Origin of the sequence: Bacillus sp. IS1, from assembly GCF_032461585.1 — a bacterium.
Classification (GTDB): domain Bacteria; phylum Bacillota; class Bacilli; order Bacillales; family Bacillaceae; genus Bacillus; species Bacillus velezensis.
On record NZ_JAWCWR010000002.1, the window covers coordinates 138,805 to 160,193 of the forward strand.

Annotated in this window: 19 protein-coding genes; 13 read left to right on the forward strand and 6 right to left on the reverse strand. The window is 48.0% G+C overall.

Going from position 1 to position 21,389, the window contains the following annotated elements; all coding sequences use genetic code 11:
- Positions 1 to 46 precede the first annotated feature (46 nt).
- Positions 47 to 358 carry an ArsR/SmtB family transcription factor gene (locus tag RUW00_RS08795; RefSeq protein WP_007407855.1) on the reverse strand — a complete coding sequence of 104 codons (312 nt, stop codon included), beginning with the start codon at positions 356 to 358 and terminating at the stop codon, positions 47 to 49.
- A 142-nt stretch (positions 359 to 500) separates the two neighbouring features.
- On the opposite strand from RUW00_RS08795, the gene RUW00_RS08800 reads away from it, so the two are divergent.
- The gene (locus RUW00_RS08800) at positions 501 to 920 is read left to right on the forward strand and encodes a DUF5391 family protein (protein ID WP_014419307.1); all 420 of its coding nucleotides are present in this window, start codon (positions 501 to 503) and stop codon (positions 918 to 920) included.
- Positions 921 to 1,050: 130 nt separating this feature from the next.
- Entirely contained in the window at positions 1,051 to 2,271 is a 1,221-nt protein-coding gene (locus RUW00_RS08805; protein ID WP_280145421.1) for an outer membrane protein assembly factor BamB family protein, read from the forward strand.
- A 37-nt stretch (positions 2,272 to 2,308) separates the two neighbouring features.
- Here the strand turns inward: RUW00_RS08805 and RUW00_RS08810 are convergent, their stop codons facing one another.
- Positions 2,309 to 3,646: an aldehyde dehydrogenase family protein gene (locus tag RUW00_RS08810; RefSeq protein WP_095271228.1), complete on the reverse strand. Its 1,338-nt coding sequence runs from the start codon at positions 3,644 to 3,646 to the stop codon at positions 2,309 to 2,311.
- Between the two features lie 141 nt (positions 3,647 to 3,787).
- Here RUW00_RS08810 and RUW00_RS08815 point away from each other — a divergent pair, with 141 nt between their 5' ends.
- The 4 genes from RUW00_RS08815 to RUW00_RS08830 all read left to right on the forward strand — a co-directional run bounded on the left by RUW00_RS08815 (position 3,788) and on the right by RUW00_RS08830 (position 8,092).
- Positions 3,788 to 4,945, forward strand: coding sequence for a TetR/AcrR family transcriptional regulator (locus RUW00_RS08815; RefSeq protein ID WP_032875496.1), 1,158 nt, complete (start codon positions 3,788 to 3,790; stop codon positions 4,943 to 4,945).
- 246 nt (positions 4,946 to 5,191) lie between these two features.
- Entirely contained in the window at positions 5,192 to 6,241 is a 1,050-nt protein-coding gene (desA, locus tag RUW00_RS08820) for a Delta(5) desaturase DesA (RefSeq protein ID WP_174532735.1), read from the forward strand.
- A gap of 118 nt (positions 6,242 to 6,359) precedes the next feature.
- Positions 6,360 to 7,496 carry a sensor histidine kinase gene (locus RUW00_RS08825; RefSeq protein WP_014419302.1) on the forward strand — a complete coding sequence of 379 codons (1,137 nt, stop codon included), beginning with the start codon at positions 6,360 to 6,362 and terminating at the stop codon, positions 7,494 to 7,496.
- Positions 7,493 to 8,092 (forward strand): response regulator transcription factor, encoded by a 600-nt coding sequence (locus tag RUW00_RS08830; RefSeq protein ID WP_007614886.1) that lies wholly within the window; start codon positions 7,493 to 7,495, stop codon positions 8,090 to 8,092. The genes RUW00_RS08825 and RUW00_RS08830 overlap by 4 nt, the downstream gene beginning before the upstream one ends.
- Positions 8,093 to 8,148: 56 nt before the next feature.
- Here RUW00_RS08830 and RUW00_RS08835 read toward each other — a convergent pair whose 3' ends face one another.
- The gene (locus tag RUW00_RS08835) at positions 8,149 to 8,970 is read right to left on the reverse strand and encodes an SDR family oxidoreductase (protein ID WP_007407847.1); all 822 of its coding nucleotides are present in this window, start codon (positions 8,968 to 8,970) and stop codon (positions 8,149 to 8,151) included.
- Positions 8,971 to 9,097: 127 nt separating this feature from the next.
- Between RUW00_RS08835 and RUW00_RS08840 the strand changes: the two genes are divergently transcribed.
- A complete protein-coding gene (locus tag RUW00_RS08840) occupies positions 9,098 to 9,346 on the forward strand; it encodes a hypothetical protein (RefSeq protein ID WP_014306134.1) in 249 nt (82 codons plus the stop codon).
- Positions 9,347 to 9,517: 171 nt separating this feature from the next.
- A complete protein-coding gene (gene htpG / locus RUW00_RS08845) occupies positions 9,518 to 11,398 on the forward strand; it encodes a molecular chaperone HtpG (protein WP_007614881.1) in 1,881 nt (626 codons plus the stop codon).
- A gap of 42 nt (positions 11,399 to 11,440) precedes the next feature.
- Here htpG and RUW00_RS08850 read toward each other — a convergent pair whose 3' ends face one another.
- The 3 genes from RUW00_RS08850 to RUW00_RS08860 form a co-directional block, all read right to left on the reverse strand.
- Positions 11,441 to 12,829, reverse strand: a complete 1,389-nt coding sequence (locus RUW00_RS08850) for a sugar porter family MFS transporter (protein WP_007407844.1) — start codon at positions 12,827 to 12,829, stop codon at positions 11,441 to 11,443.
- Between the two features lie 122 nt (positions 12,830 to 12,951).
- Positions 12,952 to 13,884: an aldo/keto reductase gene (locus RUW00_RS08855; protein ID WP_007407843.1), complete on the reverse strand. Its 933-nt coding sequence runs from the start codon at positions 13,882 to 13,884 to the stop codon at positions 12,952 to 12,954.
- 77 nt (positions 13,885 to 13,961) lie between these two features.
- Complete coding sequence (locus RUW00_RS08860; protein ID WP_007614879.1) at positions 13,962 to 14,717, reverse strand: DeoR/GlpR family DNA-binding transcription regulator; 756 nt, start codon at positions 14,715 to 14,717, stop codon at positions 13,962 to 13,964.
- A gap of 444 nt (positions 14,718 to 15,161) precedes the next feature.
- On the opposite strand from RUW00_RS08860, the gene iolA reads away from it, so the two are divergent.
- The 5 genes from iolA to iolE all read left to right on the forward strand — a co-directional run bounded on the left by iolA (position 15,162) and on the right by iolE (position 21,380).
- A complete protein-coding gene (iolA, locus tag RUW00_RS08865; protein WP_280144764.1) occupies positions 15,162 to 16,625 on the forward strand; it encodes a methylmalonate-semialdehyde dehydrogenase in 1,464 nt (487 codons plus the stop codon).
- A 73-nt stretch (positions 16,626 to 16,698) separates the two neighbouring features.
- Positions 16,699 to 17,514 carry a 5-deoxy-glucuronate isomerase gene (gene iolB, locus RUW00_RS08870; protein WP_280144763.1) on the forward strand — a complete coding sequence of 272 codons (816 nt, stop codon included), beginning with the start codon at positions 16,699 to 16,701 and terminating at the stop codon, positions 17,512 to 17,514.
- 23 nt (positions 17,515 to 17,537) lie between these two features.
- Positions 17,538 to 18,530, forward strand: a complete 993-nt coding sequence (gene iolC / locus RUW00_RS08875) for a 5-dehydro-2-deoxygluconokinase (protein WP_007407838.1) — start codon at positions 17,538 to 17,540, stop codon at positions 18,528 to 18,530.
- A gap of 24 nt (positions 18,531 to 18,554) precedes the next feature.
- Positions 18,555 to 20,468 (forward strand): 3D-(3,5/4)-trihydroxycyclohexane-1,2-dione acylhydrolase (decyclizing), encoded by a 1,914-nt coding sequence (iolD, locus tag RUW00_RS08880; protein ID WP_014419292.1) that lies wholly within the window; start codon positions 18,555 to 18,557, stop codon positions 20,466 to 20,468.
- A gap of 15 nt (positions 20,469 to 20,483) precedes the next feature.
- Positions 20,484 to 21,380, forward strand: coding sequence for a myo-inosose-2 dehydratase (gene iolE, locus RUW00_RS08885; protein ID WP_209387762.1), 897 nt, complete (start codon positions 20,484 to 20,486; stop codon positions 21,378 to 21,380).
- Positions 21,381 to 21,389 lie beyond the last annotated feature (9 nt).

A 21,389-nucleotide genomic window follows, 5' to 3' on the forward strand; every position in this document is an offset into this window, starting at 1 on the left:
ACAGAAAAATAGATATGTTAGGACAAAAAAAGCCCTCCTTTCATGGTTATAGCTGGTGCTGAACATAGTCAGCAAAGGCTTTAATTTGTTTTTCATTCCTTCTGTAATAGGTCCATTTTCCGATTCGTTCGGATTCCAGCAGGCCGGCTTTTTGCATGGTCAGCAGGTAGCTGGAGATGACGGACTGCGCAAGCCCCGACTTTGCCTGAATATCACCGACGCAAATTCCGGTGCGGAAACTGAGTCCCTGATCAAGATAAGGTCTTTCATCAAAATGGTCCTCCGGGTGTTTAAGCCACGTCATAATATCACTTCGTGTTTTGTTAGATAACGCTTTATGAATCAATATCGGTTCCATAACGTTTATTATATCTATTTTTCTGGATTTGTAAATTCGTTTTTAACAAAACATTCTCAAATTAAGTAAAAATCGTGCTAAAATATAACATATTATCAGATTACCGGTAAAAAAGCCGGGTTATTGTCAGGAGGATATTCACATGAATCAAAAGAAAAAAAATACGGTTGCGGTGACCTTGCTTTCCGCTCTGCTGTTTTGTTTATTGCCGGTCCTCGTCTCGCTTTCTCCGCTTGCGGAAACGGGGCCGAACGCGAATCGTTTTAATTCCGCGGGCATGTGGGCCGCCGTCGGCCAGATCCTTGTTATATATGCGGTCCCGCTCATTATGTATATTCTCGGTATTCGTGTCATGAAAATCATCATGGCCGTTTTTTGCGGAATCGGGTTTATCATTTGCGCGGCTGTCTTGTTGGTGACGTTATTGACCGCAATTTCCTTAGGGCAGGAGCTGTCTCTTTATTACGGTCTTCTCGTTTGGTCAGGCGCGGCTTTTATCGTCAACGTGGTGTGGTATATTGCCGCGTTTCGATCATCCCCGAAGCATCAGCAGGCTATGTGACATTTGTTCTATAAATATACTGAAAATACAAATATTTCATAGGTTAATTATGGTATGATCAAAGTGATATAGCAGCTTTTAATAGAAACGGGAGGAACTGACATTGAAAAAAAAGACAGCTTCATTGCGAATGAAAACATTGGCGGCCGGCGCTGCGGTTGCTGCGGCTTTATCTGTGGGAGCGGTTTCTGATCTGCCGGGGGCAAAATGGCTGCATCCGGCGGCTGCTCAAGCTGCGGAAACGGTATTTAAACAAAATCATGCGGCATCCGGTTTCTTGGCGGGACGGTATGACGCGCAGGCGATGTCTCCGACGATGTTCAACTGGTCAAGAGAAAGCCGGTTTACAAGCACTGCCGATGGCGCATTAAAATGGGAAAAGAATGTTCCGGCCAATCCTCAAAACGGTGCGGGAGCCGCGGTTGACGGGGACGGCACCGTATTTATTCAATCAAAAGACGGGAAGCTGACGGCGTATCATCCGGACGGTACTGTGAAATGGGTGACGGAAAACCTCGGGACGACCTATACGCTGACTCCGGTGCTCGGAACAAACGGTGTCATTTATCTTCCTTCTCACGATAAAAAACTATATTTCATCGACAAAGAAACCGGAAACATTTTAACATCGGTTCCGCTGAGCGGAGCGCCTAGTTCAGATGCGGCTATCGGCTCTGACGGCACGCTGTATGTGTCGACGCTGGATAACTATATCTATGCGATTAAACCGACGTCGCCTTCGACATGGACGCAAAAGTGGAAGTTTAAAACAAACGGCGTGGTCGGCTCCGCTCCCGTGTTAGCATCAAACGGAACGCTGTATACGGCAACGTACAATAATATCTTTTACGCGATCAATTCCGGAACAGGCCAAGTGAAATGGTCAAAAACGACGTCCAACGGGTTTAAAGGCTATCCGGTTATTGATAGAGACGGCACCGTTTACGCCGGAAACCAGGACGGCAACTTATACGCCTATACATCAACAGGTGCTGTAAAGTGGACGTTCCCGTTAAACGGTTTCTCCAGCTCTTCATTAGCGATCGACCATAACGGCAATGTGTATATCGGTTCCGGAAGCGGCGAGCTGTTTTCCATCAGCAAAACCGGCAATATGAACTGGTCTTTCTATACGGACGGGCCTGTAAGAACGGCGCCGCTGATTGCTGCGGACGGCAATGTGTACTTCGGCTCTGACGATAAAAACGTCTATGCGGTTGACGCTGACGGTAATGAAAAATGGCGCTATCAAACAGACAGCAATGTCATTTCCTCCCCGGTTCTGGCTGAAGACGGCACGCTCTATGTCGGCACTTATACGAAACTGCTCGCATTCGGGGCAAAAAAATAATAAAAAAGAATCCGCGTCATCTGCGCGGATTCTTTTTTTATTTAGAGGCTTGAATAAATACGCCTTTTTCATGAGAAAATTCTTTAAAGCCGTACACACCGTGATATGAACCGATCCCGCTCGTATTGACACCGCCGAACGGAAGGTTGACGTCAGTGAAATGAACGACGACATCATTGACAGAAGCATTGCCGGACGTCGTATGCTGCAGAACATAATCAATCAGCTCCTGATTATGGCTGAATACATACAAGGCAAGGGGCTTGTCCCGTTCAGTGATGTAATCAACGGCTTCACTGATATCTTCGTAATTCATAATCGGCAGAATCGGTGCGAAGATTTCTTCCTGCATGATCTTCATATCAGGCGTGACGTTTGTCAGCACGGTCGGAGAAATCGTGCGGTCATGCGCATCGAATACGCCGCCGAACGCCGTTTTCGCCCCTTTTTCAATGGCATCATCATACAGGGCTTTGACACGGTTAAAGTTGCGGTCGTTGACAATCTGCGTGAATTTGTTGCGGTCAACCGTATGATCATCCTCCATAAAACCTGCATTGACAATGGTTTGCAGGAGATCTGTAAAGGTGCTCTGCACTTCTTTCTTCATAAGGAGATAGTCAGGAGCGATACATGTTTGCCCCGCATTGACAAATTTGCCGACGGCGATTTTTTTCGCCGCGTCCATCAAATCATAGCCGCTGTCGATGATCGTCGGACTCTTTCCGCCAAGCTCAAGCGTGACGGACGACAAGTGCTTCGCCGCTGCCGTCATGACGATTTTACCGACATTCGTGCTTCCGGTGAAGAAAATGTGGTCAAACGGCTGGTCGAGCAGTTCTGTGGCGACATCGACCTCACCTTCAAAAATGGCGACTTCTTCTTCTTGAAATGCCTCGCGAATAACTGTCGCGGCGATATGGCTCGTCTCCATCGTAAAATCGGACAGCTTCACAATCGCGCTGTTGCCGGCCGCAATGGCAGCCGCAAGCGGAGCCATCGTCAGCATAAACGGATAATTCCATGGGCCGAGAATTAAGGTAAGGCCTTTTGGCTCGTACATTAATACGCCGTCAGCGTCGGGGCTGACGGATGAGCCGACGCGTTTCGGCGCCATCCAGGTGTCGAGATTGTTCATATTATCTTTAATCGCCTTGATCGTTCCCTGCGTTTCCGCTCTTTTCACCTCATGATAAGGCTTGCGGACGTCCCGTCTGATCGCCTCGATGATTTCTTCTTCATGTGCGGTGACGGCATCTAAAAAGCGCTGAAGCTTTTCTCTGCGCTGCCCGGCTGTTGAAGCACGCAGCGTTTTTTGATTTTTTTTCTGAAGCTCAAAGACGCGTTTGATGTCTGCTTTTATATGCTGATCCATCGGTCTTCCTCCTCTGGTTGCTTTTTTGTTTCTTCAGGGCCTATTATAATGTGATGTGTTTTTGCGGCAAAGACAGCGTAAACACATCTATACGTTACCGTACAAATTGCGGTGATCTGTCTAATGAAAGGAGTGTCTCTTATGCCGGATTCTGTGACAACTGACATCAAACAAGCGCTTTTGGCCATGCTTGGAGAGCGGGATATCCGCCGTGTGACCATGAAGGACATCGCCGAACGGTCGCATGTGAGCCGGGGGACACTGTACCTTTATTACGAAGATAAATATGCGATTTTAGAGGATATAGAGGAAGAAATGAAAGACGGGCTGAGCGAAGCGCTTTATGATTCGCTGAAGAATAAAGATGTGCTTCATTTACATGGCGGATGGCAAAAAGTGCATCCGACCCTGTCTTTTGTTGACCGGCATCGGGAGTTTTTTCAAACGATGATGGACCGTCATAAAATGCCGTATTTTCACTTTCATGCTTTTTTAAAAGATGTGTTCCGGCATGATGTGCTGCTGTCACCGGTCAATGCGGATTTCTCACCGACTGAACAGGATATGTACATTCATTACCGCGCTTTATATACGTATGCCATTGTGTTGTACTGGCTGAATGAGGAGCCCGGGGCATCCCCGGAAGCGATCAGCGGACAGGTGTGGGATTTGATTTCTCAAAAACGGTTTTACTGGCTGTTCGGCCGCCGGGTGCCGGAACAAGAAGAAAAAAAGCCCGCCGACCGCCGGGTGACCCGGACGAGGCAGGCCTTGCAAGAAGCCATGATCGGCTTAATGGCGGAAAAAAAAGAGTACGCGGCGATTACGATTTCCGATATTGCCCGTCAAAGCAACCTCCGCCGTGCCACTTTTTATGACCATTACGCCAACAAAGAAGCATTGCTGAAAACGATCATCCATCAATCATGCCGGGATCTGATCGGATTATTGACGGTAAAAGGAGAGCCTGCCGACTGTTCCATGGAAGAAGCGGAAGCCGCGCTCGTCCGTCTCTTTTCCGCACTGTCGGACGGCATGCCGCTCGTCCATTTTCTGAGAGAGGGTTCGGGAGTGCCTGACGTCATCCCGGAAATGTTCAGAGCGCTGCAATCGTTTTATCTTCATCAGCCTCTGCACATTCAGGCGGGCAAAAAACTCTATGCATATTATGTCGCGTCCATGCTCGTCGGTTTGATTCAATATCGTCTTCATGAAGGAAAAGACCACGCGCCGGACATGCTGGCCCGGGAGTTTCTGCAGTTTTTGGATGTGAAGAAGTATCGGGTGATTTTGCTGTGAGGATGATGAAAAGAACTCAGCCGAAAACAGGCCGGGTTCTTTTTTGCTGTTTTCTTTGAGAAGTGCCGCTATGAAGTGTCCGGCTTTATCCCTTATAAAAAAGAAACCTTCTATATGACGCCTGATCAGCATTCTGCCGCCAAACATGACAAATGTCATATTCGGGGCATGATGGCTGCTACTACAAAAGCGTCTGGCGCCCCGTTATACTTGGGATCATAATGAAAAAGAAGGGACATGACATTCATGATCAATCACGCCGCAACTCAAAAACAAGCGTCTTTAAAAAAGCAGGTTGCCGCATTTTCCGGCGCCGATACAAAGCATAGTGTCATTCAGCTTTTCAACACGTTTGTGCCGTTTTTTGCCCTTTGGTTTCTTGCTTACTTCAGCCTCAATGTCTCCTATCTTCTGACCCTCGCCTTTACTGTTATAGCAGCGGGATTTTTGACAAGAATCTTTATTATTTTCCACGACTGCTGCCATCAATCCTTTTTCAAACAAAAGAAGCTGAACCGGCTGTTCGGCTTTATTTCAGGTGTGCTGACACTGTTTCCGTTCCTTCAATGGCAGCGCAGCCACTCCATTCATCATGCGACGAGCAGCAACTTAGATAAACGGGGCACCGGCGATATTTGGATGATGACCGTCAAGGAATACAACGAAGCGTCAGCTTGGACAAAAATACGCTACAGACTTTATCGCAATCCGTTTATTATGTTTATTCTCGGCCCGATTTACGTATTTCTGATTAAAAACCGTTTCAATGTAAAAGGCGCCCGCCGCAAGGAGCGCTGGAACACCTATTTCACGAACGCGGCGATTGTCTTATTAGCTGCTGCGACGTGCCTGCTTGTCGGCTGGGAAAACTTTTTGCTTGTTCAGGGTCCGATTTTCCTTATTTCGGGGTCAATCGGCGTCTGGCTCTTTTATGTTCAGCACACGTTTGAGGATTCTTATTTTGAAGCCGATGAGCATTGGGATTATGTGCAGGCCGCGGTAGAAGGAAGCTCCTTTTACAAGCTTCCGAAGCTTTTGCAATGGCTGACGGGCAATATCGGCTACCATCATGTCCACCACTTAAGCCCGAAAGTGCCGAACTACAAGCTGGAAGCCGCTCATGAGGGGCACGAGCCTTTAAAAAACGTACCGACCATTACGCTTAAAACAAGTCTTGAATCCATGAAATTCCGTCTGTGGGATGAGGACGAAAAGCAATTTGTCACCTTTCGGGAGGCGCGGAAAAAACCGGCGCCCCATCCGGTGCCGAAAGAACCTTTAAAGAAAAATGCCTGATATGGCGCGCGGCTCTTTCTTTTATCAGAAAGGGCCTTCTCTTCATGCGTGAGGATGCAATGAAGGCGGTGTTTTGATAAAGTGATGGTAGACACAAGCAGCAGAAGGTGGAACAAAGATGAAGAAGTATTTTAAATTTCAAAAACTGAATGGGATTTCTCCTTATATATGGACGATTTTTTTCATCTTGCCTTTTTATTTTATTTTTAAAAGCTCTTCTACCTTTGTCATCGTGGCCGGCATCATTTTCACACTTGTTTTCTTTGGCGCATACCGCTTTGCATTTGTTGCAAAAGGCTGGCCGCTTTACTTATGGGCGCTTCTTCTGATCGGCATTTCGACCGGCTCAGTTATGCTGTTCAGCTATATTTATTTCGCCTTCTTTATCGCCTACTTCATCGGCCATATCCGAGACAAAGTTCCTTTTTACATCTTATATTACATTCATATCATCAGTGCGGCGGTTGCCGTCAACTTCAGCCTTGTTCTGAAAAAAGGGTGGTTTTTGACCCAAATTCCGTTTATCGTCATTACACTGATCAGTGCCATCCTGCTCCCGCTCACCATTCGAAGCAGAAAGGCAAGAGAGCGCCTTGAGGAGAAATTAGAATATGCAAATGAACGAATCGCCGATCTTGTGAAGCTGGAAGAAAGGCAGCGCATCGCCCGGGACCTTCACGATACACTTGGACAAAAGCTCTCCTTAATCGGACTGAAAAGCGACCTCGCCCGAAAGCTGATATACAAGGACCCTGAACAGGCCCGCACTGAGCTGAAAAGCGTTCAGCAGACGGCCCGCACCTCCTTAAATGAGGTCAGACAAATCGTCTCGTCGATGAAAGGCATCCGATTGAAGGATGAGCTCGGCAATGTTCGGCAAATTCTTGAAGCGGCAGGAATTGAATTTGTGTATGAAGAAAAAGAAGCGCCAAAACATATCTCTTTGCTGAACGAAAACATCGTCAGCATGTGCATTAAAGAAGCCGTCACCAATGTCGTGAAACACAGCGGCGCCAAAGTATGCCGCATCACCATTCAGCAGCTTTGGAAAGAGGTTGTCATTACGGTGGAAGATGACGGCAGCTTTCAATGCAAAGAAGACCGCTTTTTTTCAAAGGGGCACGGCCTGCTTGGAATGAGGGAACGTCTTGAATTCGCAAACGGCAGTTTAGCCATCGATACAGCCGCCGGAACAAAGCTGACCATGAGAATCCCGAATGATTCAAAATCAAAAGAAAAGGATGGTAGCAGATGATCAACATCTTCATTGCCGAGGATCAGCAAATGCTGCTCGGCGCACTCGGTTCGCTGTTGAATTTAGAAGAGGATATGACGGTTGTCGGCCAAGGCACAAGCGGCCAGGATGCCATCGATTTCGTGGAAAAACATGCGCCCGACATTTGTCTGATGGATATCGAAATGCCCGGGAAATCAGGCCTTGAAGCGGCAGAAGAACTCAAGGACAGCGGTGTGAAAATCATCATTTTGACGACCTTTGCCCGCTCCGGCTATTTTCAGCGGGCGCTAAAAGCAGGCGTCAGCGGGTACATGCTCAAGGACAGCCCGAGCGATGAGCTCGTCAGCGCCATCCGCAGCGTCATGAAAGGAAGACGCGTCTACGCACCTGAATTAATGGAGGACATCTATAGTGAAGAAAACCCGCTGACCGAACGGGAAAAAGAGGTGCTCGAGCTTGTCGCAGACGGAAAAAACACGAAAGAAATCGCAAACGCCCTCAGCATTAAAAGCGGCACAGTCCGCAATTACGTTTCGATGATCCTTGATAAATTAGAAGTGAAAAATCGAATTGAAGCCATTACCCGATCAAAGGAAAAGGGCTGGTTTAAGTAACCCGCCCTCAGCTTGTTCAGCCAGTGTTTTTGCACTGGCTTGTTTCTTTTTTACCGTCACTCCGTCTCTTCCTTCCACTTCTTATCAATCAGCATTTTTCCCGGCCAAGTGTATGCCATGATGCCGCCGTCTGCGGTGATGTCTTCTCCCGTTACGTAAGAGCTGTCGTCTGAAGCGAGGAAGAGCGCGACGGCTGCCATTTCTTCCGGTTTTCCGAGCCGGCCGAGCGGCGTGATCCATTTGTTGGCTTCACGGAACGCTTCGCCCATTTCGTCTTCTGTCGTGCCTGCCAATTTATCAATGAGCGGCGTTTCAATCGTCCCCGGCGATAAGGAATTGACGCGGATTCCGCTTCTGGCGTAATCAATGGCCATCGCTCTCGTCAGGTTCGTGATTCCGCCTTTTGCGGCGTTATAGCCTGAGCGGTCAAGGTCTGCGGCCCGGCCAGACATGGAGGAGGTGTTGATGATGGAGCCTCCTTTTTCGAGCATGAGCGGAATCAGATATTTGCTGCACAGAAATGTGCCGCGCAGATCGACGGCGATGATCCGGTCAAACAGGTCGACCGGGTATTCATGGACTTTTCCGCCCTCTTGGTCAACACCGGCATTGTTAAACAGAATATCAATTGTTCCGTACTTTTGCTGAATGCCGTCTGCAAAAGACTTTACGTTTTCTTCGTCTGATACATCAAGGTGAAAGGCTTCTGCTTCTCCGCCGTTTTTTCTGATGGCGCTGACGGTTTCATTCAGTTCGCTTTCATTGATGTCACCGCAGATCACGCGGGCGCCTTCATCGGCGAAAACCCGTGCCGTCGCTTGTCCGATGCCTGTCGCGGCCCCTGTGATGATTGCGGTTTTGTCTGTTAATCTTCCCATATTACGATTCCTCCTTTTTTTATATCTGTTCCCGCTGAATAGGGGGATAAACATACGGAGGTCTGTTTCTAAATACCTATTAAATATGTTAATATTATGTATATACATCATTGGAGGTTTGCATATTTTGAAGATACAGCATAAGAAGGAGATAGCGTTTTATTGTTATGCCATTGTTCCTATGGGATTTGTGATTTACACCGTTATCTCTATTCTATTTCAGGACATCACATTTCCTCTCACTGTAAGAAATGTTCTGCATGAGTCTTTGCGAAACTTGGGATCTCTTATCTTATTTAGTTTGTTTTTCTACCCGTCATACATATGGATGAAGAAGGAATTCGGCCGCCGGAAAGAAGCAGAGAGGAGAGGATGATCAACATTCTCTCTTTTTTATTGATAAAATGGGTGAAATGAATCCATTAACATGTTAAATTTACAATATATGCATCTGCTAATGCTAGTTGACAATTGTCACTGTATATGATAAATAGATGCTGAAAAGATTTTACATAACATCAAAGCATAATTAAAGGAGAGATCTGAAGTGCGGAAAAAAAAGTTTAAAGCAGAATCCAAGCGATTGCTGGACATGATGATTAACTCCATTTACACGCAGAAGGAAATTTTTCTCCGCGAGTTAATTTCCAACGCGAGCGATGCGATTGACAAAATCTATTACAAGGCGTTAACCGATGATTCATTAACGTTTGATCAAGACAATTACTACATAAAAGTGACGGCGGACAAAGAAGCGAGAACGCTCACCGTCACAGACACCGGTATCGGGATGACAAAAGACGAGCTTGAACAGCATCTCGGCACGATTGCGAAAAGCGGTTCACTCGCTTTCAAGCAAGAAAATGACTCGAAAGACGGCCATGACATTATCGGCCAGTTCGGCGTCGGATTTTATGCGGCGTTTATGGTGGCTGATAAAGTCACGGTGAAAAGTAAAGCGCTCGGCAGTGACGAGGCGTATGTGTGGGAGTCGGAAGGGGCTGCCGGCTACACGATCGCGCCGTGTGACAAGGAAACCGTCGGTACGGAAATCACCTTGAAAATAAAAGAAAACACAGAAGATGAAAGCTATGATGAGTTTTTAGAAAACTACCGCATCAAAGCGATCGTGAAAAAGTACTCTGATTTTATCCGCTACCCGATCAAAATGGAAGAGACGGTCAACAAGCCGAAAGAGGGCAGCGAGAACGAATTTGAAGAAGTTCAGGAAGAACAGACGGTCAACAGCATGGTGCCGATCTGGAGAAAAAACAAAAGCGAGCTGACGGATGAGGATTACGAGGCTTTTTACGCCGAGAAGCATTACGGCTTTGATAAACCGCTGACCCACGTGCATATCAGCGTCGATGGAGCGGTGCGCTACAATTCGATTTTGTTTATTCCGGAAAACATGCCGTTTGACTATTATACGAAGGAATTCGAAAAAGGATTGGAGCTGTATTCCAACGGCGTGCTGATCATGAACAAATGCGCCGACCTGCTACCGGATCATTTCAGCTTTGTAAAAGGCATGGTGGATTCTGAGGATCTGTCGCTGAACATTTCCAGAGAGATGCTGCAGCACGACCGCCAGCTGAAGCTGATTGCGAAAAACATCAATAAAAAAATCAAAGCCGAGCTGAAGAGCCTGCTGAAGAACAAAAGGGAAAAATACGAATCTTTCTATGAATCTTTCGGCAGACAGCTGAAATTCGGCGTCTATAATGATTTCGGCGCGAATAAAGACGTATTAAAAGATCTGCTTCTCTTCTATTCATCTAAGGAGAAAAAGCTCGTCACTCTGGACGAATATGTGTCCAGAATGCCTGAGGATCAAAAATATATCTATTACGCGTCCGGTGATTCATATGAGCGGATTGAAAAGCTGCCGCAAACTGAAATGGTGGCGGACAAAGGCTACGAGATTTTATATTTCACGGAAGATATTGATGAATTCGCGATCAAAATGCTGACAAGCTATGAGGAAAAAGAGTTCAAATCCGTATCCAGCGCCGATTTAGGCATCGACAGTGACGAAGATGAAAAGCAGACTGAAGCCGAAGAAAACGAATATAAAGACCTGTTCGAAAGCATGAAAGAGATTCTTGCGGATAAAGTAAAGAACGTCAGAGCATCGAAACGTTTAAAATCTCATCCGGTCTGCTTTGCGACAGACGGCGAAGTGACGATCGAAATGGAAAAAGTGTTGAATGCCATGCCTGACAGCCAGCAGGTCAAAGCGGAAAAAGTGCTGGAAATCAACCCGAATCACGAAGTGTTTGAGACGTTAAAGAACGCGCACGGACAAGATCGGGAAAAGCTGGCATTATACACAAACCTGCTGTACAATCAGGCGCTTCTGATTGAAGGGCTGCCGATCCATGATCCGGTCGAGTTTACGAATGACATCTGCAAAGTTATGGTATGACGCTAAAAAGGAATCGCCCGGCGGGGGCGATTCCTTTTTTTATTACAGTGTGCGCTGTTTAAGAATTTGATTTTGTTTGCTGCGCTTCTTTAAGGAGAACCGTTTTTTCAAGTGCGTTTCGATTTCTTCTAAACTTCTGCCCTTCGTTTCGGGAACGATGTAAGCGGCAAAGAAGAAGGATGAGAGGCAAATGACTGAGAATATTCCGAATACCCAGCCGATGCCCATGGCGCTCAGCATAAGCGGGAATACCAGTGAAACGATCAGGTTGGTTGCCGACAGAATCAAAGTCGTAAATCCGGTTGCGGCTCCGCGTGCGTTTGACGGGAACAGCTCCGGCATCAGAACCCATACGACGGGACCCCATGTCGCCTGGTAGAAAACGATATAGATGCCGAGAAACAGCACGGTCAGCCAAGCCGTTGAAGCTGACAGGCCGGCCAGAAGGAGAATGGCTGATAGTGACGCCAGGCTCAAGGTAATGCCGACACTTCCCCACATCAGCAGTTTTTTCCGGCCGATCCGGTCAATTAAGATCATGGCGGTGATACACATGATGACGTTTAAGACACCGATGCCCATCGTGCCGAGAACGGACGCCGAAGTGCCGAGTCCGGCCTTTGTAAAGATGGTCGGCGCATAGTAAATCACCGTGTTGATACCGACCGCCTGCTGGAAGATGGCGAGGCCGATCCCGATCAGCAGCATAGGGCGGATCCATTTGGCTTTCAGCAAGCCGAGTGTAGATTCTTTTTTCTCAGCTTCACCTTGTTTCATTTCCGCCAATTCAACGGCGATATCCTCTTTGTCGTGGGTCATTTCCATGACTTGTCTGGCTTCCTGCTCACGGCCGCGTTTGACGAGCCATCTCGGAGATTCCGGCATAAACGCGATTCCGATTAATAAAAGCGCCGCCGGTACTGCGGCGAGACCGACCATCCAGCGCCAAGCTTCAAACGGGGTGAATATGTAATTCACGATATATGCGAGTAAAATTCCAGTTACAATCATTAAGTTATTCAATGTGCCGAGCGTTCCGCGTATTTTTGTCGGCGCCATCTCAGATAGATAAACGGGAACCAGCGCCGTTGAGCCGCCGACGGCTAACCCGAGTATGACACGGGAGATAATCAGCATAGTGACGGTTTGCGAAGCCGCACAGGCAAGCGCGCCGATAATAAAAATGAGTGAAAGGACGAAAACCACTTTTCTCCGGCCCCATCGGTCAGAGCATGTCCCGCTTAAGGCGGACCCGAAAATTGCACCGAGCAGCAGCATGCTGACGACCAATCCCTCGGTCAGCGTGTTTAAAGGAATATCATTGTTAATAAATAACAAAGCCCCTGAAATTACACCGGTGTCATAGCCGTAAAGCAGCCCGCCTAATGCTCCGAAAAAGTAAATCAGGTATTTTTTGGTGTTTTTCTTCACAGATGATCCTCCTCATCTTTTGGAACGCATAATAGTTTATTTAGATAACTATTTCATTCCCCGAAGAGAAAAATATAAACATAAAAAAAACACGCCCCTTTTAAAAGGCGTGTTTTTTTTTCTTAGGAAAACAGCTTGTCGATAAACGCGATTTCTTCAGCAGATAGCGTAATGGAGGCTGCTTTCATGTTGTCTTTTAATTGATCCGCGCGTTTGGCGCCCGGAATCAGGATATCGATTTCAGGTCTCGCCAAGTACCAGGCAAGCACGATATGCGCCGTATCGGCATTGTGCTTTTCGGCAATCGGTTTGAGCTGGTTGACTTTTTTGATGTTTTCTTTAAACTGCTCCCCTTGGAAATGCGCCTGATCATTGCGCAGGTCGCCTTCAGGGAAGGTTGTGTTCTCGTCGTATTTGCCGGCAAGCAGTCCGGATACGAGCGGGAAGTACGGAATGAATGAGATGCCGTGTTCTGTCGTATAAGGGAAGAAAGTCTTTTCCGCCTCACGGTTCAGCAGGTTGTATTCTCCTTGAATCACGTCGACTAAGCCGTCTTTATTGGCTTCTTTCAGCTGCTCCAAAGAGAAATTGGATACGCCGATGGAACGGATTTTTCCTTCTTTTTTCAGCTCATTCAATGCTTGAACGGCTTCGTCCTTCGGCGTGTGCTCATCCGGGAAATGGATGTAGAATAAATCGATGTAATCAGTCTGCAGGCGTTTCAAGCTGTCTTCGACCGATTGTTTCAAAAAGGCCGGTGAGTTGTCGAAAACAAAGTCATCGCCTTCTTTTCTGTGAGCGGCTTTTGTGGCGATGAAGACATCCTCGCGGTTGCATTCTTTCAGCACCTCGCCGATTAATTCTTCAGAACGGCCCACACCGTAAATATAGGCGGTATCTAACATGGTAACGCCGCTTTTAATCGCTTCCCGGACCAATTCTTTTCCCGTTTCTTCATTCAGATTCGGATAGAGATTGTGTCCGCCGACCGCATTTGTTCCCAAACCGATCGGAAATACCTTTAGGTCAGTTTTGCCGATTGTTACTTTGCTCATGTTTTCGCCCCCTGAAAAAATTGGATATCATAGCGACTGCCGGAAAAATACGGCAGCGTTCTCTATTAACTATAACGCTATGCCAAGTGAATGTCGATTTGATGCTCTTGGCAATACTTCGTATATTCCTCATCGAGCTGCTGAGAAGTGACGATGCTGTGAAGCCGGTCGAAAGGCGCGTAAGTCAAAAGTGTGGATTTGCCGAATTTGGAATGATCCGCGAGCAGATACACTTCGTTCGCCTTTTCGGAAATTCTCTTTTTCACCTCGTATTCCAGTAAGTCGGAATTCGTCAGGCCGTGGGTGATCGTTGTCCCGGTAGCGGACATGAACGCCTTGTTAATGTTGTATTTATTGAGTGTGCTCGGATCATCAATGCCGACAAACGACCTTGTCTTCCGTTTGTAGTTATTGCCGATGATGATCAGGTCGATATTTTTCATGGATGAAGCCGCGTTAATAATATCAAGGCTGTTCGTCAAAACCGTTACATTCTTATCGGGATCAAGCGTCTCCAGCATCGATTTGGTCGTTGTGCCGGAATCAATAAACACAAGATCGTGATCCTCGATAAACCGTGACGCATAGCGGGCGATTTTGATTTTTTCATCCTGATGTTGAATGGTGCGGTTCTCAAAAGGGACGAGCACAGATTTTTCGGCTGATGTCACGCCGCCGTACACCTTTTTGATAACCCCTTTTTCCGCAAGCTTATTAATATCGCGTCTGACCGTGTTTTTAGAGACATTGAATACCTCGCACAGCTCATCCAGCGAAGTGGCTCCGTGTTTGAGAATGTATTCTTCCATCTCCTGAATCCGCATCAGTTTCATAAAAAAACTCCTTCTAGAATTCTTAAAGTAATTAAAATATATAATAAACACCAGAAGTTAATCAATAGTTACTTAACAAATGATAAAAAAGAGGGTTCACACTGTACGATTCGACACGGTTCTCCAAGTTCCTGTTTTCCCGATCAAAAAAAGTATGATAAAAATAATGAAAAAATTTTGATTTTTTAGATTGACTTGAAGATGTGTTGGGCTTACAATGTAACCAAGAAATGACCAAAATATAACCTGTAAAATCAAAAGTGAAAGATGTAACCGTTTGCTTTTTCCGGTACATGACCAACTTTTACATGGGAAGATTGGGAGTCACCATCATTTTAGCATTTGTAAGCGTTTAATTCATGTCTTTTATATGTAAAAGATGAATATATTCATCCGTTATTATCCAGCTGAACAGGATGTTTACTATTTAAGGAGGCAATGAGAATGGCAGAGATCAGAAAACTGAAAAACTACATCAATGGTGAATGGGTTGAAAGTAAGACAGATCAATATGAAGACGTTGTCAATCCGGCTACAAAAGAAGTGATGTGCCAGGTTCCGATTTCTACGCGGGAGGATGTGGAATACGCCGTCCGCTCAGCGTCAGAGGCGTTTCAAACATGGTCAAAGACGGCAGTGCCGCGCCGTGCGAGAATTCTATTTAACTATCAGCAACTTCTCCAGCAGAACAAAGAAGAGCTTGCCCGTCTGATCACTTTGGAAAACGGTAAAAACACGACAGAAGCACTCGGTGAAGTGGGACGCGGAATTGAAAACGTCGAATTCGCAGCGGGCGCGCCGTCACTCATGATGGGCGATTCACTTGCCTCTATTGCGACGGATGTAGAGGCGGCGAATTACCGCTACCCGATCGGGGTGGTCGGCGGTATCGCACCGTTCAACTTCCCGATGATGGTTCCGTGCTGGATGTTCCCGATGGCGATTTCATTAGGAAACACGTTCATTCTGAAGCCGTCTGAGCGCACGCCGCTGTTAACGGAAAAACTGGCAGAGCTGTTTGAACAGGCCGGTCTGCCGAAGGGCGTCTTCAATGTCGTGCATGGCACGCATGACGTCGTAAACGGCGTTCTTGAACATCCGGAGATTAAAGCCATCTCATTCGTCGGTTCAAAACCCGTCGGCGAGTATGTTTTCAAAAAAGGCAGCGAACATTTGAAACGCGTGCAGGCGTTAACGGGCGCGAAAAACCATACGATCGTGTTAAATGACGCCCACCTTGAAGATACGGTGACAAACATTATCGGTGCGGCATTCGGTTCGGCAGGAGAGCGCTGCATGGCATGCGCGGTTGTGACGGTTGAAGAGGGAATCGCTGATGAGTTTATGGCGAAATTACAGGAAAAAGCAGCGGACATCAAGATCGGAAACGGACTGGATGACGGCGTGTTCTTAGGCCCGGTCATCCGCGAGGACAACAAAAAACGCACGCACAGCTATATTGAAAAAGGCATCGAAGAAGGAGCGAGACTTCTTTGTGACGGGCGTGAAAACGCAACGGAAGACGGCTATTTCGTCGGACCGACGATTTTTGACAACGTGACGACGGATATGACGATCTGGAAAGATGAAATCTTTGCGCCCGTTCTGTCGGTCATCCGCGTGAAAAACTTAAAAGAAGCGGTGGACATCGCCAACCAGTCTGAATTTGCGAACGGCGCGTGTCTGTTCACTTCAAATGCGAACGCGATCCGCTACTTCCGTGAGAATATTGACGCGGGGATGCTCGGCATCAACCTTGGCGTGCCGGCTCCGATGGCATTCTTCCCGTTCTCAGGCTGGAAGTCTTCTTTCTTCGGCACATTGCATGCAAACGGAAAAGACAGCGTCGACTTCTATACACGTAAAAAAGTCGTGACGGCACGATACCCGTCTCCTGACTTCAATTGATCTGACAGCCGGCCCGGACGGCTTTGTGATTCCGTCCGGGTTTTCTTTTACCATCAATTAAGGAGGAATAAACATGAGTCATTTGCTGCGCAAACCGCAGGCCGATGAGATGTCTCAAGGCGTGAACATCATACATGACGTCAATTCAGCCAATTCAGACCTCAAATACGTCGGATTCAAAGTCGTTGACCTCACTCCCGGTTCCGCATATACAGAAGATTTGAAAAAGACGGAGTGCTGCATCGTTGCGGTAACGGGAAAAATCACCGTCACTGATTATGATCAGACATTTGAAAGCATCGGCACCCGTGAAAGCGTATTTGAAAGAAAACCGACGGACAGCGTTTATGTGTCCAATGACCGCTCTTTTGAAATCACAGCGGTCAGCGGGGCGAGGGTCGCGCTGTGCTATTCTCCGTCCGAACACCAGCTTCCGACAAAGCTGATTAAAGCGGAAGACAACGGTGTGGAACATCGCGGCAAGCTGGCAAACAAACGAACCGTTCATAATATTCTCCCCGATTCAGATCCATCGGCAAACAGCCTTCTCGTTGTTGAAGTTTACACGGACAGCGGCAACTGGTCGAGCTACCCGCCCCATAAACATGACCAAGACAATCTGCCGGCTGAATCCTTTTTAGAAGAAACCTATTACCATGAAACGGACCCGCCGCAGGGGTTTGTCTTCCAGCGTGTGTACACGGACGACCGCTCGATTGACGAGACGATGACCGCAGAAAATGAAAACGTTGTCATCGTGCCGGCGGGCTATCACCCGGTTGGTGTTCCGGACGGGTATACCTCTTACTACCTGAATGTAATGGCGGGACCGACACGAAAATGGAAGTTTCATAATGATCCGGCCCATGAATGGATCCTGGAACGCTAACAAGTGAGGAGTGGCAGATAACGATGAAATATACATTTAATGAGGAAAAAGAGTTTGATATTGTCGCGATCGGGCGCGCGTGTATTGATTTGAACGCGGCGGAATACAACCGGCCGATGGAAGAAACGATGACGTTTTCTAAATATGTCGGCGGCTCCCCGGCAAATATTGCGATCGGCAGCGCCAAGCTCGGATTAAAAGCCGGTTTTATCGGCAAAATCCCGGATGATCAGCACGGCAGATTCATCGTTTCTTATATGCAGGGAAAGGGCGTTGATACGTCACAAATGACCGTTGACAGAGAAGGGCGCAAAGCCGGGCTCGCTTTTACGGAAATTCTCAGTCCCGAAGAGTGCAGCATTCTGATGTACCGGGATGACGTGGCGGATTTGTATCTTGAGCCGTCCGAAGTCAATGAAGGTTACATCGCAAACGCGAAAATGCTGCTCGTGTCAGGCACGGCGCTTGCGAAAAGCCCGTCGCGCGAAGCCGTCTTAAAAGCGGTGCATATCGCAAAAAAACATGACGTAAAAGTCGTGTTTGAGCTCGACTACCGTCCGTATACATGGCAATCGGCAGAAGAAACAGCCGTGTACTACACGCTGGTGGCGGAACAATCTGATATCGTCATCGGTACGCGTGACGAATTTGACGTAATGGAAAACCGCAGCGGCGGAAATAACGATGAAACCGTCCGCCATTTGTTTGCGCACTCCGCTGACCTTGTCGTCATTAAGCACGGCGTTGACGGATCATACGCATACAGCAGATCGGGAGAAGTTTTCCGGGCGCACGCCTATAAAACAAAGGTGCTGAAGACCTTCGGAGCGGGTGATTCCTATGCGTCAGCCTTCATCTACGGACTTGTCAGCGGCCGGGATATTGAAACGGCTTTAAAATACGGGAGCGCTTCCGCTTCCATCGTCGTCAGCAAACACAGCTCCTCAGAGGCAATGCCGGCTGCCGGTGAAATCATCGAACTGATTGAAGCGCAGCACAGTCTTAACGGTAAATAGAACGTATAAAAGGTGGGATCGTTTGTGGGTAAGACAATTCGCTTAACGACAGCACAAGCGCTGATTAAATTCTTGAACCGGCAGTACATTCATGTTGACGGAAAAGAAGAGCCGTTCGTTGAGGGCATCTTCACGATTTTCGGCCACGGAAATGTGTTGGGGATCGGGCAGGCGCTTGAGCAGGACGCCGGGCACCTGAAAGTCTATCAAGGCAAAAACGAACAAGGCATGGCGCATGCCGCGATGGCATACAGCAAGCAGATGCTGAGAAGAAAAATTTACGCGGTATCGACATCAGTCGGTCCGGGTGCCGCTAACTTGACGGCTGCCGCGGGTACGGCGCTGGCCAATAATATCCCGGTGCTGCTGCTTCCGGCCGATACCTTTGCGACGAGGCAGCCTGACCCGGTGCTTCAGCAGGTGGAGCAGGAATACAGTGCCGCCGTCACGACAAACGATGCGTTAAAGCCCGTGTCCCGCTATTGGGACCGCATTACCCGCCCCGAGCAGCTGATGAGCAGCTTAATCAGGGCGTTTGAAGTGATGACAGATCCGGCAAAAGCGGGCCCGGCGACCATCTGCATTTCTCAGGATGTAGAGGGAGAAGCATTTGATTTTGATGAAAGCTTCTTTGAAAAACGCGTTCATTACATTGACCGGATGCAGCCGAGCGAGCGTGAGCTGAAAGGCGCCGCGGAGAGAATTAAGGAGAGCAGCCGTCCCGTCATTTTAGTGGGCGGAGGCGCGAAGTACTCCGGCGCGCGTGAGGAATTAATCGCGCTTTCTGAAACATACGGCATTCCGCTTGTCGAAACGCAGGCCGGCAAGTCAACGGTTGAAGCCGATTTCGCCAACAATCTGGGCGGCATGGGCATCACGGGCACACTCGCCGCAAACAAAGCCGCCCGCCAGGCTGATCTGATCATCGGTGTCGGCACACGTTACACGGACTTTGCGACATCCTCGAAAACAGCGTTTGATTTTGACAAAGCAAAATTTTTGAATATCAATGTCAGCCGCATGCAGGCTTACAAGCTTGACGCGTTTCAGGTCGTAGCCGATGCGAAAGTGACGCTCGGCAGGCTGCACGGCTTATTAGACGGATATAAAAGTGCATTCGGCACGGCGATTAAAGATTGGAAAGATGAATGGCTGGCTGAACGGGACCGGCTCGGCAAGGTCACTTTTACACGTGACGCGTTCGAACCGGAAATTAAGAACCATTTCTCACAGGACGTGTTAAACGAGTATGCCGACGCGCTCGAGACTGAGCTGCCGCAAACAACGGCGCTGTTGACCATCAATGACACGATTCCTGAAGACAGCGTCGTCATCAGTTCGGCGGGATCTCTTCCGGGAGATTTGCAGCGGCTGTGGCATTCCAACGTCCCGAATACGTACCACCTCGAGTACGGCTATTCCTGCATGGGGTATGAGGTATCAGGCACGCTCGGCCTCAAGCTGGCCCATCCCGACAAAGAAGTCTATTCACTCGTCGGCGACGGAAGCTTTCTGATGCTGCACTCAGAGCTGATTACCGCGCTTCAATATAACAAAAAAATCAATGTCCTGCTTTTTGACAACTCGGGATTCGGCTGTATCAACAACCTGCAGATGGATCACGGGAGCGGCAGTTATTTCTGCGAGTTCCGCACAGAGGACAATCAGATTTTAAACGTTGATTACGCGAAGGTGGCAGAGGGCTACGGCGCTAAAACATACAGAGCCAATACGGTTGAAGAACTGAAAGCGGCGCTTGAAGATGCGAAAACGCAAGACGTATCCACTTTAATTGAAATGAAGGTTCTGCCGAAAACGATGACGGACGGCTATGACAGCTGGTGGCATGTCGGCGTGGCGGAAGTGTCGGAGCAGGAAAGTGTTCAGCGGGCATACGAAGCGAAAGAGATGAAGCTGAAGTCTGCGAAGCAGTACTAGAGGGGAGGCATCACGATGGGCAAACAAGATATTCTGTGGGGCATCGCTCCCATTGGGTGGCGCAATGACGATATGCCGGAAATCGGAGCCGGGAATACGCTGCAGCATTTGTTAAGCGATATTGTTGTCGCCGGCTTTCAAGGTACGGAAGTGGGAGGGTTTTTCCCTGAACCCTCCGTCCTCAATAAGGAGCTGGCTCTCCGGAACTTACGGATTGCGGGGAAATGGTTCAGCAGCTTTATCATTCAAGACGGTATTGAAAAAACGGCTGAACAATTTACAGAACACTGTGACTATTTGCAGAAAGTCGGAGCGGATGTCACCACCGTTTCTGAACAGACGTACAGTGTTCAAGGCTTGGACATTGATGTATTTAAGAAAAAACCGCACTTCACAGATGAAGAATGGGATACGCTGTGCCAGGGCTTGAACCGTCTCGGGAAAATCGCTGACGAATACGGGCTGGACATGGTTTTTCATCATCATCTCGGCACAGGCGTCCAGACGGCGGAAGAAGTTGACCGGCTGATGGATGGAACGGACCCGCGGTATGTCCATTTACTTTATGATACCGGCCATGCTTATATCTCGGACGGAGACTATATGACAATTCTCAACAAGCATATGGATCGGATCAGACACGTTCATTTCAAGGACGCGCGGTTTGACATTATGGAGCGGTGCAGACAGGAAGGCAAGTCATTCAGGCAGTCGTTTTTACAGGGCATTTTTACGGTTCCCGGAGACGGATGCATCGATTTTACCGAAGTGTACCGAGCGCTCGTCCGTCATGATTATTCAGGCTGGATCGTCATCGAAGCCGAACAAGACCCGGCAGTCGCCAATCCGCTTGAGTACGCGCTGATTGCGAGAAAGTACATCGACAGTGAACTGCTTGATCCTGCAAATTAGAGGGGGACT